General features: G+C 69.7%; 10 protein-coding genes. 3 read left to right on the plus strand and 7 right to left on the minus strand.

Features of this window, described 5'->3' with window-relative positions; genetic code table 11:
- Nucleotides 1-215: 215 nt before the first annotated feature.
- Nucleotides 216-1,319, plus strand: coding sequence for a hypothetical protein (locus tag AB0L71_RS04865; protein WP_365237875.1), 1,104 nt, complete (start codon nucleotides 216-218; stop codon nucleotides 1,317-1,319).
- Between the two features lie 334 nt (nucleotides 1,320-1,653).
- On the opposite strand, the gene AB0L71_RS04870 is transcribed toward AB0L71_RS04865, so the two are convergent.
- From AB0L71_RS04870 to AB0L71_RS04885, 4 genes are all read right to left on the minus strand, one after another.
- Nucleotides 1,654-2,697, minus strand: coding sequence for a hypothetical protein (locus AB0L71_RS04870; RefSeq protein WP_365237878.1), 1,044 nt, complete (start codon nucleotides 2,695-2,697; stop codon nucleotides 1,654-1,656).
- A gap of 31 nt (nucleotides 2,698-2,728) precedes the next feature.
- Entirely contained in the window at nucleotides 2,729-4,390 is a 1,662-nt protein-coding gene (locus AB0L71_RS04875) for a DNA/RNA non-specific endonuclease (protein WP_365237881.1), read from the minus strand.
- 511 nt (nucleotides 4,391-4,901) lie between these two features.
- Complete coding sequence (locus AB0L71_RS04880; RefSeq protein ID WP_365237884.1) at nucleotides 4,902-7,115, minus strand: S1 family peptidase; 2,214 nt, start codon at nucleotides 7,113-7,115, stop codon at nucleotides 4,902-4,904.
- 55 nt (nucleotides 7,116-7,170) lie between these two features.
- Nucleotides 7,171-7,713 (minus strand): hypothetical protein, encoded by a 543-nt coding sequence (locus AB0L71_RS04885; protein ID WP_365237887.1) that lies wholly within the window; start codon nucleotides 7,711-7,713, stop codon nucleotides 7,171-7,173.
- A gap of 394 nt (nucleotides 7,714-8,107) precedes the next feature.
- Here AB0L71_RS04885 and AB0L71_RS04890 point away from each other — a divergent pair, with 394 nt between their 5' ends.
- The gene (locus AB0L71_RS04890) at nucleotides 8,108-11,473 is read left to right on the plus strand and encodes an ALF repeat-containing protein (RefSeq protein ID WP_365238363.1); all 3,366 of its coding nucleotides are present in this window, start codon (nucleotides 8,108-8,110) and stop codon (nucleotides 11,471-11,473) included.
- 830 nt (nucleotides 11,474-12,303) lie between these two features.
- Here the strand turns inward: AB0L71_RS04890 and AB0L71_RS04895 are convergent.
- On the minus strand, nucleotides 12,304-13,191 hold the full coding sequence (locus AB0L71_RS04895) for an alpha/beta hydrolase (RefSeq protein ID WP_365238365.1): 888 nt from the start codon (nucleotides 13,189-13,191) through the stop codon (nucleotides 12,304-12,306).
- 765 nt (nucleotides 13,192-13,956) lie between these two features.
- On the minus strand, nucleotides 13,957-14,649 hold the full coding sequence (locus AB0L71_RS04900; RefSeq protein ID WP_365237889.1) for a metal-dependent transcriptional regulator: 693 nt from the start codon (nucleotides 14,647-14,649) through the stop codon (nucleotides 13,957-13,959).
- Nucleotides 14,650-14,849: 200 nt separating this feature from the next.
- Between AB0L71_RS04900 and AB0L71_RS04905 the strand changes: the two genes are divergently transcribed.
- On the plus strand, nucleotides 14,850-15,611 hold the full coding sequence (locus AB0L71_RS04905) for an SIS domain-containing protein (RefSeq protein WP_365237892.1): 762 nt from the start codon (nucleotides 14,850-14,852) through the stop codon (nucleotides 15,609-15,611).
- 90 nt (nucleotides 15,612-15,701) lie between these two features.
- On the opposite strand, the gene AB0L71_RS04910 is transcribed toward AB0L71_RS04905, so the two are convergent.
- A complete protein-coding gene (locus AB0L71_RS04910; protein ID WP_365237894.1) occupies nucleotides 15,702-17,069 on the minus strand; it encodes a PAS domain-containing protein in 1,368 nt (455 codons plus the stop codon).
- Nucleotides 17,070-17,395 lie beyond the last annotated feature (326 nt).

The raw sequence follows: 17,395 nt of genomic DNA on the forward strand, positions 1-17,395 counted from the left end.
CCCAGCCGTATCGCACATACCACCAGGATGACGTAGCCAACCAACCAACGCCACAGACCGGTTGAGCCATCACCGGCTGCGAAAACCCTGGAAGACCATGATTCAGGACTCTCCCACCGGCGGCTCATCACGGAGCCAATCCGAACTGTGTGATGATGCGCGGAAGTTGACCGGCCCTGGGGAGGAGCCGGGTGGGTGAGAAGGGTGGGGGAATCGTGGGAAAGGGTGGGGAGTCCATACCGGACGAAGAGTGGGAGCGCTTTCTTCGTGAAGCCGAGGCGGGTGCCGAGGGTGCGCCCGAGGAGCCGTCGGCGCGGGCCCGGATGGTGGCGAGGCGGCTGCGGGAGGAGACCGGCCGACCGGAACCGTGGCGGAGTCACCAACCGGCCCGGCGGCAAAGAGGCAAGGGCTGGTACGCGATCGGTCTGCTGGTTGCGGTAGCCCTGCTGGTCGTGGCAGTGGCTCCAGGGCGGGTGGTCGGATGGTTCGGAGGCGGAGGCGGAGGCGGCGAGAACGCGCCGCTCGCGGTGGAGTCGGAGCTTCCGGATCAACCGCCGCCGACGGAGGCGGCAGCTTCACGTCCGACCCTGGAGCAGCCGTTCAGAGGGTCCCCCGCGGCGCAGTGGGGTGACGGGACGGCTGGGATCGGTCTGCCCGAGGCACGGGCGACCGGGTGGATGAGCAAGGGGCGGGTCGCGCAGGCGCTCCAGAAAACACGGGACTTTCTCGCCGCGTCCAGTCTGGATCCTGGTGTGCTGCGCGGGGAGCGACCGGGGAAGGCAATCGCGTTGATCAACCCTCATCAGCAGGATGTCCAGGACTACCTGACGACCGCGTTCCGCGCACCCAGTCGCAAGAACGATCCGCTGCTGCTGTTCAGCCGGTTCGAGAAGACGAAGGTCCGGCTTGTCGGGGATGCGGTCAAGGCTCGAGGGCGGATCACGTACCGAGAAGGCAAGCGCGGTGCGGTCGAGGTGACCACCGATGTCACGTACGTATATCCGGTCGTACGCGCTGCGGCGGGAAGCGACGAAGTCGCGCGCACCATCGTGCGCCGCGAGGTGGTGATGAGTTGGGACGATCCGGCGAAGGTCGTCGTCGAGCCGGGTACGTTCTCCCTCGTCTCCTACAAGGTGGACACCACCAACGGCGGCTGCGATACCTTCACCGGCTACCTCACCCCCGAGTTCAGCGCAGAGCGCGCGGCCTCGCCCCCGGGAGACGGCCCCGAGGTCGACCCGTACGACCGGAGCATGTCGATGGAAACGCGCATGCGCGAGGCCGGCGATGCGGGGTGCGGGACTGCCACACGGTCATGAGCGGCAGTTGCAGGGAGTCAGAACTGCATCATTGGCCCACTTCGCCCCTCTGGGTACCCTCCGCTTCGACGACCCCGATGACACGGCAGATCGGCTGATATCCATCTGACCCGGCGGGCCGAGCAGTTGGGTCATCACGGCGCTCGACTTCGCGGCGGCGATCGCCTTAGCCGGCGCTGGCCTGTCCACGTGCACCGGCCCGGGTGACCGCACTTGGCCATCGGCCCGGGCCGGGAGGCCTGCAGCGCCTGCAGCGCCTGCAGCGCCTGCGAGGAGAGCCCACAACCCCGCATGAAAGTTCCTCTGCCTGCGGTTATTTGCGCGTCGGACTCGCTCACTGAATCAGTTCGATGTGCGGATGGTCGGGCGACTTCGGGCAGACGTGGAGTTGCAGGTCGTAGCCGCTGGCGATGTCGATGAGAGTGAAGTTCGCGGGCGGGGTGCCGATCAGGAGCGGAGTCGGGTTCGTCCGTTCCTCCTCGGGGGTCCAGCTCTCGCTGCTGGAGTCCCATTCCGAGCCTGCAATGGTGAGGAGCGGGATTGCCTCGGTGCCGCACTCGGGACAGGGGCGGGGCATGGGGTCGGTGAGGCCCCAGCGGGTCCAGCCGCCGGTCTTCCACCCGGGGGCGTGGCACAGCTTGTTGAAGTAGAACTCCTGCGAGGCGGCCGTGCAGGCGCTGTCCCATGCCGCTCCGGCTGTCTCCCACCGGCTCACGTCTCCCAGTTGCTGCTGCAGTTCCTCGCTCAGCTCCATGGGGTTGGGGTACTCGGTGACCTGCTCCGGTGAGAGCAGGCACGGTTCCGGGAGGTACCAGTCGAACTGGATCACGGGCGGCTCGGGCGGGGAGTCGAGGATGTCGGTGACGGTGGCGGAGGAGCGCCAGAAGAGGGTGGTTCGGGGGTGTGCCTCCGCGTGGTCGCAGGGGCACCACAGGACCTGGAGGAGATCGGCTTCAAAGGGGTGGCTCGGAAGAGGGACGTCGCGGGCGTAGAGCTGGGCCACGGGAATCATGGGAATCGGGCCGTCGAACCACGGGCGGCCCGCACTGAGCTTCTTCTCGGTCTCCAGTTCCTCGGGCGTGATCGTGGGTGCCTGGGGGTCGCGGAGCCGCCGCTCGGCCGCTGCTGCACGGTTGCGACGCAGGAGCCGGATGTCGTCCGGAGAGTGCATCACGCTTGCCGCGCGACTGTCGTGCGGCTCTTCGCAGTGGGGCCAAGGCTCGCCGGAGGGCCACAGGAGCGGCCCGCCGACGGAACTGTCACGCACGGACGGAGACCCAGGCCGGGGATGCAGCCGGGTCGCCGTACGCGCCAGCGGGGCCAGTTGAGGGAAGAGCGCGATCACGTCGAGTGGCCGCGGCGGGGTGGAGAAACTCATTCTGGCTCCCGATGGCACGAACGGGGTGGGATCAATTACCCAGGTTGAACAACCCAGTGTCGCTCTTGGTGTTGGGGACGTAGACGTTAGGGAACAGCTCCTCAACCGTCCCGTTCACCCGTTCGACATCAGCGTTCATGGTGACTCCGACAGGGATCGTGCTGGTTTCGTCCTTGTAGACGGGCGTCACCTGGTAGAAAATCGCGTCGTCCACTCCGAAGAGGGCAACGCTGCCTTGGATCATGTTCTGCGCAATGGACTCGTAGGTCCGCATGCTAGGCGTGCCGGTGTTCATCCCCACCTGCCAGCACGGGACGAGGTTGTTACTACTCGGACTCCCCTTGCCGCCGAGGATGTTCGCGATCAGGTGACACCTGGCCTGCCCGGAAGTGGGCGGGTTGTCCGTGTTGAACTTCTGCGCGTCCTGCCATCCTGTGATGTCTCCCGAGGCAGGACTGCCCTTGACTGTCGACCTCCCCAGGCAGGCCTGCGCCTGGGTCGGTCGCGTGCCAGCAGGGCCGATCGGGGTGATCGTCTTGTTGACGTGGGCGACCGGTTCGGCGGTGTTCGAGATCCACCCGTCGCCGTTGGGAAGCGAACCGGCTGGCGTGGTGTCCAGGCAGCGGCCGTGCGGGCCGGTGTCCGGCGTAGTGAACTTCACCTCGAACGGGTCGGCGTCGATCACTCGCTGGTCCACGAAGCCCTCGGCGAGCTGAGCGTCGGCAAACTGCTTGTCGGCGGCGGGGACATGGGCACGCACACAGGGCCGGGTCCGATCCAGATCCCGGCTGTCGCCCAGTATGTACGTGTCCCACTCGCCGTTGCCGAGGTTGGGGATCACCTCGACGCACTGGGCGCCGTCGAATCCCCCTTCCTTCGCCTCGGCGAAGGGGAACTCGCCGCAGGTGTCGGTGTCGACGAGCTCCGTCAGGGCCTCGAAGCCTCCGCAGGTGTGGGCCGCACGGTCGGCCACGCCGCTCGTCGACCGGGTCAGCGGCTTGCCCTTGCCCCAGGCGTCGTTGAGGTTCTTCTGCGCCCACTCATAGGCGGCCACGGCGCCGCCAGGGTCGGAGCCCTGCGCGCTCATCGCCACGACGGGCATGACCGAGGGGATGACACAGCCCGCCGACGAGGTGCCCCCGACCGCATCGTCACAGCGGATGTCGCGGGGGTTGTCCCACGAGGCGTTCGGGTCGACGGCCGTGGCGCCCGGGGAGGTCACGTACATCTTGTACGAGGTGGCGAACTCCACGTTGGTGTCCGAGGCGGGCGTCGAGGAATAGGAGACGGTGCCGCTGAGAGACTGACCCACGGTCAGGTCGCCGCCATACCAGGGCGCGGTCTTCGTCGCCGTGCAACCAGTCCCACAGGAGACCCTCAACTTGGCGTTGAGGGCGGTGACATCACCGCTCGCAGCGGACATCGTCACCGTGACCTGCTCGTTCCAGGTCGTGCCGCTCTGGGGCAGGGTCGCGCTGGTCGAGACCTCCAGAGTGCCGCGTCCGATTTCCTTGTCGTTGCTGTCACGCAGGATGTAGACAACGTTCACCCCGGTCACGCAGTACTCGAAGCGCTTGTAGGAGTAGGTGCCGGGGCTGGTGATGTCACAGCTGCCGGCGTCGGTGGCAGCGACCGTGGCAAGGGTCTGCTGTTGTGCCGCCGTGCGCTTGGCCGGGGTGGGGCTCGTGCTCACACATGCCTTGACGGCGCCTGCCCGACGTTCCTTCGAGCGTGCTCGCGTGGGCTCACAGTGCTCCCTGGAGTACGCCGGGACAGCCTGGGTCCTGGTGAGGGGCGCGGACGCCGGCAGATCCGCCGAATCAACCCTGCCCACTTGTCGCGGCTTCGCTTCCTCCCCCTGCTGCGCATAGCTCACGCCGGGCGTGGTGAGCCCCAGCGTCACCACGGTCAGCAGGGTCAGTACGGCCGATCTGACACGTATTCGTCCAGGCCGTTCAGGTCGTATCGCATGCTTGATCGTCATACCTCTCCTCTTGGCAGGGGACACCAGGCAATTGCCGATATCTCAAAGGACCTTGACCAGCTACAACGGCGGCACCACCCCAGCGTCAAGCGCCGAGGTGGTGCCGCCGGAGTTGAAGAGGGGCACCGTCGGCGGCGAAGTCTCGGCGCGTTCGACGACGCCCGGCACCGGATGAGCCCCCTGGGAAACGGCCGTCGCCGGACCCCAGGGGGCTCATGGGTTACCGTGCCGAGTGGCCGAAGCGATCGCCGGCCGCCGGGAGGCCTCCCACGCCGGGTTGGTACGTGGTGACGGGGGCCACCGTGCCGCCGGCGGTGACGTTGGACAGCGGCAGGGCGTACAGGATGCCGTAGGTGCTCGGGCCCAGCGGCATGCCGACGTACAGGTTGGTGCCGGTGTAGTGGATGCTCGTGCCGAGCTTCTCGCCGGTGCCGGGGGCGGTGGGGATGCCGTCGCCGTCGCCCGCCCTCAGCCAGCGGTCGTTCGCGCCCGGGGCGTCGAGGAGCGAGAAGGTGTGGATCGCGCCCGCGTCGACCACCGAGTCGATGTCCTCATTGGGAACGCCCACGGCCAGCTTCATCGTGGCGGTGGTGCTCAGGGCCCGCGGGGCGGTGTTGATCGCGGCCAGGGAAGTACCCATGCCGTCGCCGGGCTCCGCGGTGTCGGCCACGTCGTCGTCGTGGATGCCCTGGGTGATGGCGTAGAGCTGGGTGTAGGTGCCGTCGGCGGTGATGTGGATGGTCCGGACGGTGCCTACGTCGGCTTTGGCGACGCCGCCGATGGTGAGGTCCTCACCGGGGGAGCCGACCGCGAGGATCGAGTCGGTGGCGCTGGCCGCGCCCGACGGGCGGTACGGCGCCAGGGCCAGCGAGAACCCGAACTGGTCGCCCGCCTCGGCGCCGCCGGAGAGGGTATCGACGTTCTGGTCGAGTCCGAACATCGGCGTGGGCAGGCCCGCAGAAGTCAGGGTGTGGCTGAAGACCTCAAGGTTACCCGCGCCCTCCTCGGCGTCGATGGCCTCGTCGGGCGCGCCGACAGCGAAGAAGTTGGTGTCGGCCGCAACCGCGCTGCCGAAGCCGTCGTTCGCCTCCGGTACGCCAGGCACGCCGGTGCTGTCCTGGTGGACGATGATGTTGGTGTCGCCGTGGATGTAGAAGGCCGCACCGGCCTTCGCCAGGCCACGGACGGTCTCGCCCGGCGCGCCGCTGACCACGAACGGCTCACCGTCAGCGGTGACGCCGGCCGCGACGCAGTCGCCGAACCGGTCACTGTCCTCCGCGACCGCAGTGGCCAGGGAGCCGGTGCCGACGCCCTCCTGGAAGTGGGTGGCCTTGACCGCGCCGGTGCCGAGGCCGCCGGGGGCGCCGTGCAGGATGTCGAGCATGCCCGCGTTGAAGACGCTGTCGATGTCCTCGGCGGGGGTGCCCACGACGAGGTCGGTGCAGCCGTCCTCGTCGTAGTCGACGGTATCCATGGACTCCCCGTACAAGTCGCCGGCCTCGGCGACACCGGGAACCCAGTCGAGGTTCTGGTTGATCTCGGCTGTGCCCTTGCCGTTGCCGTAGACGATCCGGATCAGACCGGCCACTTCCACACCGTCTACGGTCGCCCGCTGGTCGGAGATTGCAATGTCCTCGACGCCGTCGCAGTTGAAGTCGGTGACGCGAACCGCGCCGGTGGTGGCGCTCACCCAGGAGGCGAGGTCGTCCACTCGGGTGACCACGCCTGCGGTGCTGGTCACACCGGCGGCGGTGCCGAAGCAGCCGCCCTGGTACGACTGGCTGGCGAGAGCGGCCAGTTGGGCGGTTCCGCTGCCGGTCCGGACCAGGGGACCGCCGGTGTCGCCCATGCAGGCGGCCGTGCCGCTCGTGCCGGTGACCGAGGCGGTCGTGGTGGCGGCGGAGTCCACGGTGAAGGCGCCGGTGTGCAGGCTCAGCGGTATCCATTCGCTCGCGGTGCGACCGTATCCAGCGAGGGTGAGGGTCTCGCCTGCGGTGGGCGCGGCGGTGGCCAGCGAAATCGGGGTGACGCCCGTGACCGGGCGGTTGAGGCGTGCCAGGACCGCGTCGCGGTCGGCGCGCGGGACCAGTTCGACGATTTCGCGGTCCGCGCCGGCGGTGCCGGTCAGGTCGGAGCGGCCGATGACGGCGGTGGTCTTCACGGCCGGCTTGCCCGCGGACACGCTCAGGCTGGTTTCCGGGTCGGCGGCGAAGCAACTGGCCGCGGTCAGCAGCCACTCGCGGTCAACCAGGACGCCGGAGCAGCCGCGGTCGTGATCGCCGACAGTGATCTGCGCGGTGTAGGCATAGGTAGTGTCGGCGGCGGTGACTGCGGGGCCGGTGACGGCGGCTGCGGGGGCGGCCGCGAGCACGGCGGCGCCGAGGGTCAGGGTGGCGACCAGTGCGGCGAGGCGCACAGGTCTGGCGTAAGTCATGGAGTCGGTCCCCTGGTGGATCGTGGCGGATTCGGGCAGAAGGCTTCGCGGGGCGCTACTTGGAGGTCCGAAGCTCCAGGAGCGTCCACTCACGGGCCTGTTCGTCCGAGCTCTCGCCCACCGAGGTCCAGGCGTTCTTGGTGATGTCGTACGACTGCTGCTCGGTGCCGACCGTCATGTCCGCCTGGGTCGTGTAGTCGTTTCCGCGGATGAGGTAGACCGACGGCAGCTCCAGGGTCAGCCAGCCGGAGTTGCCCTTGACGTCGAAGCAGACCTTGCTCTTGTCCCGCGCCTGGACCTCCAACTGGCCGGTGCCAGTCGCGCAGTCAGCGAGCATGATGTGGCCGTCGCCCCGCTTGAGCAAGATGTTCTTCTCAGCGAGGATCTCGTCCGCCTGCGGGTAGTCGAAGTTCTCGACGACGTAGCCGGGGGCACTGTCCGCAACGGTCGTGGCGGTGCCAGCCTCGGCGTGGGATCCACCGGGGACGCCCACCGCCAGTGCGGACCACGCCAGGGTACCGACCGCCGCCGTGCCCAGGGTGCGGGCCAGGAATCTCTTGCGCTGCGGCTGTGCCGCAAATCTGGTACGCGACTTCATCACTTTCCTAAACTCGTTGCTTCCGAATCGATGTCAGTGACGCATTTCAAGGCAAACGCGAAGGAAAATGACAAAGCCGCGAGTGCTTCCGAATCGCTTTCCCCCGCCTAGATACCACCCCGCTCTCTCAGGTTTGTCCACTCCTACAACCCCCGTAAAACGGGCGACAGTTGGAGGTCCGCTGTGACGCCCGTCACACCCCCGGGAGGGTTGTGCGAGCCGCGGCAAAGAAAAGGCAAAGAACACCTGGAGTGCGAGTTTCGGTGCGGATTTTGATCCACGTTGCCAATTTGATCGCCAAAAGGGAATGCATTGATATGGTCGCGCCATTAGGCAGGCAACGCATACGCCTCACCGGGCCACACAGAAACCAGGGGGACAAAAACATATGCAGATGATCTTCTGGAGCCGGAGACGAGTCCTCGGCTCGCTCGCCGCTGTGGCGGCCGCCGCCGCCACACCCTTGACGTGGGCGCCCGTAGTCCGCGCGGCCGACGCGGCAGCGACCACGACTGATCCACTTACACTGCCGAACACCGACCGTGCCAAGGTGGTCAGGGCCTGGATGACGGGCGGAAAGGCCACCAAGGCGGCAGCGGCCTACGCCCTTTCCGGCACCGACACCGACATCAGCGCTTTTCTCGCTCAGACGCTGCCGACGGTGACGTCGGAGGACAACCGCGTCGCGATCGCCAGCTACCTCGCCCGCTCCGGCAAGGGCCTGCGCCGCGAGGCCGTTGCCGCTCTCGACAACGGCGACAGCGCCATCGCCGCCTTCCTCGCGGACGGTTACAAGTCGGCCCTCCTGGAAGACCTCCAAGTGGCGACTGCCATCCTGTCGGCCACCGGTGGAAAGGCGGTCCAGCGCGAGGCGTCCGCCGCGCTGGACACGGGCACGCAGGCGGCACTGGAAGCCTTCCTGACGGATGGTCAGTACAGCGCCCGACTGGAGGACTCCCAGGTCCAGGTCGCCGCCATGCTGGTCAATGCCGGTCTCGAAGTGCAGAAGTACGCGAACCGCGCCCTGAACGGCTCTGCTACCGACATCCAGTGGTTCCTCGACACCGGCCAGCACATCGCGCGCGCCCGCGACCAGGAGTCGGCGACCATCGAGGAACTCGTCGCGGTCGTCGACCGGGAGGGCAAGCGCGCCCAGGCCGAGACCGACCTGGCCGTCGAGGCGTCCGAGCGTGCCCAGACCGCCGCAGCGGAGGCTAAGAAGGCAGCGGAGAAGGCAGCGGCCGAGGCCGCGGCCGCCAAGGAGGACGTACAGAAGTCCGCTGCGGCGGCCCGCAAGGCGGCCAGCGCGGCCACGGGCGCGGCGAACGCCGCCCGCATCGCCATCAATGCCTCCAACGCGGCCGTAAACGCCTCCCGCCGCGCCTCCTGGGCGGCTGCCGCCGCGTCCCAGGCCGCGTCCGTCGCCGGAGGCGCCGCCTCCCGTGCCTACAACGCGGCCATCGCCGCCTCCAAGGACGCCAGCAAGACCCAGGCGGCCAAGGACGCGGCGGTCGCGGCGCGCAACTCCGCCGCCAAGGCCCGTACCGCGGCGAGGGCCGCCGACTACGCGCGGGCCGCCTGCGCGCAGTCGGTCACCGCCAGTGCCTCGGCCGCCTCCGCGGCCCGTAACTCCGCGGCCGCCGCTGCCGCCGCCGCACAGGCCGCAGCCGCGTCCGGAGTCGCCCAGTCGCAGGCCGCCGAGGCCAGGCGCCAGGCCGACATAGCCAGCGCCGCCGCCAACCGCGCCACCAACGCCGCCTCCACCGCTCAGGCGCTCGCCAACACCGCGGCCTCGGCCGCGAGCCTCGCGCGGGATGCCGCCAACTCCGCCGCCGCCCATGCCGAGAAGGCGGCCGACGCTGTCGACGATGCCGTGGCGAACGCAGGCAAGGCCATCGACTTCGCGAACAAGTCCACCGCCCACGCCGCCGAGGCCGTGAAGGCGGCCGACACCGCCACCAAGGCCGTGACGGACGCCATGGCGGTCGCCAAGGCGGCCCGGGACGCGGAGTTGGCGCGCCTGGAGCAGGAGCGACTGCAGGGAATAGACGAGGCCCGGCTGCTGTCCGAGATCGAGGCGGAGGAGCAGGCCGAGTACGCGAACAAGCGGGCCCAGGAGACGCAGACGGATCAGGCGACCAAAGACCTGATCAGCGCGGCCGAAAAGGCCCTGTTCACGGACGGCGACCTGTCGCTCGCCGCCACCCTGGGCCGCAAGGCCGCCATCGCGCTGCTCCACGCCAAGGGAGCCTGGACGCGGGAGGCCGCCCAGTTCGCGCTGTCCGGCACCACCGACGACGTTCTCTCCTGGATCGACCTCGACCGGTCCCTCGCCCAGAACCAGGACAACCGGGAGACGGTCCTCTACATAGCGCAGATATCCAACCCGGCCATCGCCTCGGCGGCGCACGCGGCTCTGGCGAGCAGCAGCTCCACGGCGGTGGGCGACTTCCTCACGTCCGGGGTGATCCGCGCCTCGCAGGATGACAACCGCGTGCAGATCGGCCGCATCCTCGGCCAAAATCCTGGCAAGGCCGTCACCGAGGCGGCCAACGACGCACTGGACAAGAACACCCCGGAGGCGTTGCAGGACTTCTTCGACCGGACCTACCCGGAGGCCGCACGGGAGGACGACGCGGTCGAGACCGCGACCTTGGTGGCGAACGGAGGCGACTACACCAAGGCCTACGGGGACGTTGCCTTGGAGGGGCCGACGTGGATGCGCCGGAACTTCGTCCAGGTCGTGCAGTACTCGGCGGCCCAGCTCGACCACGACTCCGCCACCCATGTCGCCGCGATCCAGGGGGCGATCGCCGCAGCGGCCAAGACCGCCTACGCGGCGCAGCAGACCGCGGCACTGGCGTCGCAGGTGGCGGCGACCGCCCGCGACGCCGCCGAAGAGGCGGAGGCCTGGGCCGACACGGCCGTGGCGGCGGGGGTGAAGGCCGGCCAGTACTCCGACCAGGCCCGGCAGAACGCCGACGCGGCGGACAAGTCGGTCGCGGACGCCCAGGCCTCGGCGAACAAGGCCTCGGCCGCCGCGACGACGGCGCGCAGCGCCTCCCGCTCTGCGAACTACTCCGCAAACAAGGCGATCGATGCGGCTCGTTCGGCCCTGGCCTCCTCCTACAGCGCCCAGGCATCCGCAGCCAGCGCGCGCCAGTCCGAACTCGAAGCGGGCCGGGACGCGGCCGCGGCGGCCGCCGCGGCGAACCAGGCGCGCGCAATCGCCGCCCAGAAGCGCCAGGAGGAGGTCCGCGAGGCCGCCCGTGAGGCCGCCGAGAAGGCACAGGAAGACCGGAACAACGGCAGCAACCCGGCTGACAACGACGCCAACGACGACGTCAACCATAACGGCAGCGGCGGCGACAACGACGAGTGGTACTCGGACGCTGGTTGGTGGGCCGACGCCTTCAACTACGTCAGTATCGGAGCGGGGTTCATCTCCGCCGGCCTCGGGCTCGCCAGCCTCGTCTTTCCACCATTCGCGGCCGTCGGCGTACCAGCCGCGGCGATCTTCGGCGGCATCGCGATGGGAGCCGGCGCTCTGAGCACCCTGTTCACCGGCATCGAATACGGCTTCACCAGCAGCAAGTTCCTGTGGGCCGCGAGCGGCACCGTGCTGGGCCTGGTCACCTACGGCCAGTCCAGGTGGATCACACCGGTCGCCAAGAGAGTGGCGCCCGTGGTGAAGCAGGTCGCGGAGGAGGGCAAGGAGCTTGTCTCCTCGATCACCAGCGGCCTGTCGTCGCTGTTCTGACCACCGTCCCGTGAGCCGTCGCGGCGTTCCCGTCAGGTGATAGGCCTGGTGTTCGACCTCGACTGTTCACCTGCCCCACTGATCTTGGTTCGTCCCCGGGACAGCAGGGCGGCCGTTCTTCACTCTTCGAGGTGTCGAGCAACGTCGTGTGAAGGAAAGGCCGCTGGTGAAGCGGCCCGCCCCTGAACGGCCCGAAGATGCCGCGCTGGGCATCCCGTGGTAAGAAGCCGTTGCCGTACGAGAGGTTCGGTCGCGGATCGAACTTGGTCCCGGTCGGTGATCGGCCTGTGGCCAGCATGAAGGCAGGGCCTCCTGCACAGCTCTTGGGTGTTGAAGTCCATTCGAGCGTCAGGAGGCCCTGTGCCTCAGTGTTCCGTGCCGGTGTCCATGGAGTCCAACCTGGACACCGCATCGTGCGACTGTCTCACCCATGTGTACGGGAACGCGGTTCAGCTCGACGGCATCCACCCACTAGGGCATCGGCGGCAGAGGGGCGCCCCAGCCGGTCATCACCGTGGGCACCGGCCCCGTCCTGCTTCGCCACCGACTCCAAAAGAGCAGCCACCTCGAGGGGCCATCACCCAAGGTACGAATCACGTTGCCGCGCACGGGCAGGGCGGAATCGGATGGCTTCTTGGGCACGGTGCCGAGCTCAAGGGTGCGGTCGGCCGGTGCATGCCTGCTGCTGAAACGCCCTGTCCCGCAGCCCCGCCGACTCGATCCCTTCGGCAGCACATAGCAGTCCGACGGCACCATGCGGGCGGTCCGGTGAGCTCGTGTCTGTGTTGGCGCGGGGGACGGAGTTGTCGGCGCCGGCTGGTGCTGCGGCACTAGACACGCTCGCGGTAGCCCCGGGGCCCATCGGCGAACTCCTTCAAGAAGGGTTCGACCACCGCGCGCCAGCTCTCCGGCCGGTCGTAGTGGACCAGATGACCGACGTCGGCCACCTCCGCGTACTGCCCGAGCGGCAGTACGCGGACCATCTCCTGGGCCTCGGCCCGGCCCAGCTCGCCGTCGATACCGCGGAGCACCAGGGTCGGGCACCGGACCTGCGCCAGTTCCTCCCAGTGCGCGTCGAACACCCAGGCCGCGCGGGACCGGAGCATCTTGCTGCGGGAGAAGACCGGGTGCCAGCCGTCGGCCCGCTCGGCCATCACCTCGGCGAAGAACTCGCCGCGGGCCGGGTCGGGCCGCTCCACCCAGGGGTCGTCCTCGCCGAACCACTTCCGCGCGTCGGCGAGGGTCGCGAACGGCACCGGCCAGGAGGTGAACCAGTCCTCCCACTCCCGCTGCGAGGCCGCGCCAAGCGCGGAGGCCCGCATCTCGCAGACGACCAGTGCACGGACGAGATCGGGGCGCTTCGCGGCGAGCTGCCAGGCGGTGAGCGCTCCCATCGCGTGCCCGACCAGGGTGACGGGGGCGAGGTCGAGCTGTTCGATCGCCGCCTCGGCATCGGCGACGTACGCCTCGCGGGTGTACGGGCCTTCGGCGGGCTTCTCGCTGTGGCCGTGACCGCGCTGATCGAGGCCGACGGCCCGGAACCGCTGGGCGATCCAGCGGGTGGCAGGGCCCCAGTGCGAGGCCCGCCCCATCAGTCCGTGGAGCAATAAGACCCCGGGGGTGCTCGGGCCTCCCCTGCGCTTTGTGGGCGGGTCGGAGAACTCCCAGGCCGTAAGGCGTACGCCGTCGGTCCCGGTCACATCGATGCGCCGCACCATGTGGTCTGGCACCCCCTTCGGGTCCTCGATCACCGCTGGATCACCACTGGATCACCGCTGGATCAGCACTGAATCACCGCTCGGTCGCCGTGTCGCCCTCCGGCCGTATGGCCGTGTGGCCGCGTCACGGCACACTATCGAACCTTTATTCGAAAATGAGCTTCTGCCGCCCAACACCCCTCGTTCGAGTGACCGGCTCCCAGGATTGACGGCGGCCGAGGAGGGGAGATCTTCTGCAGGAGGCGGGCCACTCGGGGATGAGGGCCCGTGGGGATCGACCTTGAGAGCTCGGGGCTCCGGGTCGAAGCAGGGGAGGACAGGCCCCGGCGCCGTGAGGCGCCGGGGTCCTCTGCTGCCCGGGGCACGGCCGGCTCCGGAACGCGGGCGGAGGCGACTCGGGCAGAGGCGACGCCCGCGGAGACAGGGGCGGCGGTCTCACGCAGGGCGCCACGCGGTCCGCGGACGGCCGGGACCGTGACAGCAGCCTCGTGGCAAACGTGCCGGGGCTGCCGGGCATGCGCGTACGACGGGCGCATCCTTCTGCTCCCTCCCTGACCGCGCGGCCACATGGCCGGCACTCCCAGGTGTCCGGGCCACAGCCTGGCACGCGATCCGTCCGGGCGCCGCACTTCCGTACGGAAAGGCGCCGCACTTCCGTACGGAGAACAGCGAGCGGACGACGCGCGGCAGCGGCCGGTCTGCCGGTGTCCCCCGTCCGTCGCACGGCCGACGGCGCCCGTCAGCAGTGCCTCCCGGCGATGCGGGTCAGCGCTTGGCCACGAACACGTGCGAGGCGATCTCGACGTCGAGCTCGGCCGCCTCTCCGCTGCTGCCGACCAGCACCCCGCCGGGCGACTGGGTCACGCTGACCACGGAGCCGGGCTGCACGCCCGCCCGCCGCAGCGTGTACATCAGCTGGGCGTCCGTCTGGATCGGCTCACCGATGCGGCGCACCACCACGGTCTTGCCCTCGGAGCCCGGTTCGAGCTCCGACAGGCTCACCATGTTCTCGTCGAGGAACGGGTCGGCCTCGGCCTTCTCCCCCAGCTCCTCCAGGCCCGGGATCGGGTTCCCGTACGGGGACTCCGTGGGGTGGCGCAACAGCTCCAGCACCCGCTTCTCCACGGCCTCGCTCATCACGTGCTCCCAGCGGCACGCCTCGGCATGGACCTGCTCCCACTCCAGGCCGATCACGTCGACCAGCAGGCACTCGGCGAGCCGGTGCTTGCGCATGACGCGCGTCGCGAGGCGGCGCCCCTCGCTGGTCAGCTCCAAATGGCGGTCGCCCGCCACCTGCACCAGGCCGTCGCGCTCCATGCGCGCCACGGTCTGGCTGACCGTCGGACCGCTCTGGTCCAACCGCTCCGCAATCCGGGCGCGCATGGGGACCACGCCTTCCTCTTCGAGTTCGAGGATGGTGCGGAGATACATCTCCGTGGTGTCGATCAGTCCGGACATTCGTGCCCCTCGATGCTGTGACATGAAAAACGTCGTGCGCTGGCCCTGGTGCAATTCTGACGCATACCACCGACAACCGTGCCCCGGCGGCCGAACACCGTGCGGCGGGGCGGCACGGGCGGTATTGACAGGCCACCGGTCCGGACCGCACCGTGATCGGCGGCGCGGACACCTCACCCCGCCGGAAAGGGCCCTTGGCGATGAGCGACAGCGAGCTGGCCGGTCAGTTCTTCGATGCGGCGATCGGGCTGCTGAAGCGGGTACGTGACGAGGAGTCCGCACACATCGCCGCCGCAGGGGCCGCGATCGCCGACACCGTCGCCGCCGGCGGCAGGCTCTTCGCCTTCGGTGCCGGGCACTCCTCGCTCGCCGCGCAGGACGTCGTCTACCGCGCGGGCGGACTCGCCCTGATGAACCTGCTGGCCGTACCGGGGACGGTCGGGGTCGATGTCATGCCGGCGACGCTCGGCTCGGCACTGGAGCGGGTCGAAGGACTGGCGGGCGCGGTGCTCGACTCCAGCCCGGCCAGGGCGGGCGACGTCCTCGTGATCATCTCGCTCTCCGGGCGCAACGCACTGCCCATCGAGATGGCGGTGAACGCGCGGGCGCTCGGGCTGAAGGTCATCGGTGTCACCTCGGTGGCCTATACGGACGGCACCCGTTCCCGGCACCGCTCGGGCGGCTTTCTGCGGGACCACTGCGACATCGTGCTCGACAGCAAGATAGCCATCGGGGACGCGGAGCTGACCGCCGACGGGGTCGAGGCACCGTTCGCGCCCGCGTCGACGGTGGTCACCAGTGCGGTGATGCAGGCGATGATGGCCGCCGCCGTGGAACAGCTCGTGCAGCGGGGGATCGAGCCGCCGATGCTGCGGTCGGGGAACGTCGACGGCGGTCACGAGTGGAACGGACGTGTCATGACCGAGTACCGGGACCGGATCTTCTACCGCCACGGCAGCTGACCCGCGGTCCGGCCGCCGTCCCCGAAGCGATGCCGGACGGACCTGCCCAAACCTGCCCACACCTGCGCGGACCCGCCCGGACCCGCCTCGTCACCCGGACGTCGGCGCCAGCGCCCGGGCCAGGTCCACCGCGGCGGCGACCCGGACCGCCACGCTCTCCGCGTACACCGCGTCGGCGCGTCCGAAGGCCGTGCGGTGGGCGGAGCGCAGAAACGTCACCACGCCCAGCGTGCGCCCCCTGCTCCGGAGCACCGTGCACAGGGCGTGCACCGAGTCGTCCGGCCACTGCCGTTCGGCGGCCCACTCCGCGGCCCCGGGCCCCGGGTCCGGGGCGCTGGAGCGCACCGAACCCGTGCGGTCCACCGCCTGAAGCGCCGGGTGCCCCGCCGCGTACCGCAACGGGATGCCGCCGCCGGCCACCCTCAGGCACGGGCCCGGCTCACCGGACGGGGTCGCCGCCACCCGCACCAGCCGCTCCCCCGCCACCAGGTCGACCAGCGCATGGTCGGCGAAGCCCGCGAGGGCGTAGTCCAGATGCGCCATCGCCGCCTCCATCGGGTCCTCGCACTCGGAGGCCGACCGCGAGGCCCGGTGCAACTGGTTCGCGCGGAACCGCACCCGGTCCGCCTCCTGCGCCGCGAGGCGCTCCGCCGTCACGTCCCGGAACAGCCAGGCGACCCCCAGCGGAACCGGTTCCTCGGCCAGCGGCGACGCCAGCCGCAGAAAGCCGCTGTACCAGCAGCGCCGCCGGTCCTTCTCCCCCGCCGTCCGCAGAGTCACCCACAGCTCTGCGGGCTCCGGTGGTGCGCCCTCGGCGAGCACGTGCTCCAACGCGCCCTCCAGGTCCTCGACGCCCTGGGCGACGAGTTCGCCCAGCGGGCGCCCCAGCAGCGTCGTACGGCCGCCACCCAGCGCCCGTGCGGCATACGCGTTGACCACCGTCGGCCGCAGATCGGCGTCGACCAGCACCACGCCCCACGCCGCGTCCTCGAGGAGTGCCTCACTCAGCGCGATCGACCGCTCCAGATCGATCTGCGCGTGCACCTCGCCGAACGCGCAGTACACCCCGGCGGGCTTCCCGTCCGCACCCCGAACCCCCGCCGCCTGCGTCCGTACGAGCACCCGGCCACCGTCCTTGCGCAGCAGCGCGAACTCGTGGACTTGGCGACCGGTACCGTCCATGGCGGCCATCAGCCGCTCCTGCACCTCCGCCGCGTCCGCCGGCCGCACCGCCCACCCGGCCAGTCCGGGCCGGCCCACGGCCTCCTCGGCGGACCAGCCGAGAAGCCGCTCGGCCTCACGGTTCCAGTGGGTGACCATGCCGTCCGTGTCGAACGCGCAGAACGCCGCGTCCATCCCGTCGAGCAATGCCGCGAGCAGGGGGACCCCGGGCCCGGGCCCCGGCCCCTCACCGGGCCCGAGCGCGCCGGCCGTTCCACTGCTTGTGGACGCGTTCATCCCCGTACCCCCGCAGGACGTATCCGGCATTACCGCACGTCAGACCATTGAACTCGAACGTGACCCGGTGCACACCGACTTCGTGGAAATAGGCCCGCCCATTAATTCCCTTGTGCGGTCCCCGAGAGGTTCCTAGGCTGCTGTCAGCGATGAAAGGAGGTGATCCGAGAAGTGAAGTCTTATCGGATTCGTGAGGTGGCTGCGGGCTGACACCCGTCGTCGCACACCGTGCACCTCGGCAGGCTGTCTGCCGAAATCCAAGCAGTCACCGACCCGCAGGCTCGCCGGTAAGTCCGGCCGGCTCCTCCGCAAGGAGGGACCAGAGC

Source organism: Streptomyces sp. NPDC052052 (genome assembly GCF_040680455.1).
Taxonomy (GTDB): domain Bacteria; phylum Actinomycetota; class Actinomycetes; order Streptomycetales; family Streptomycetaceae; genus Streptomyces.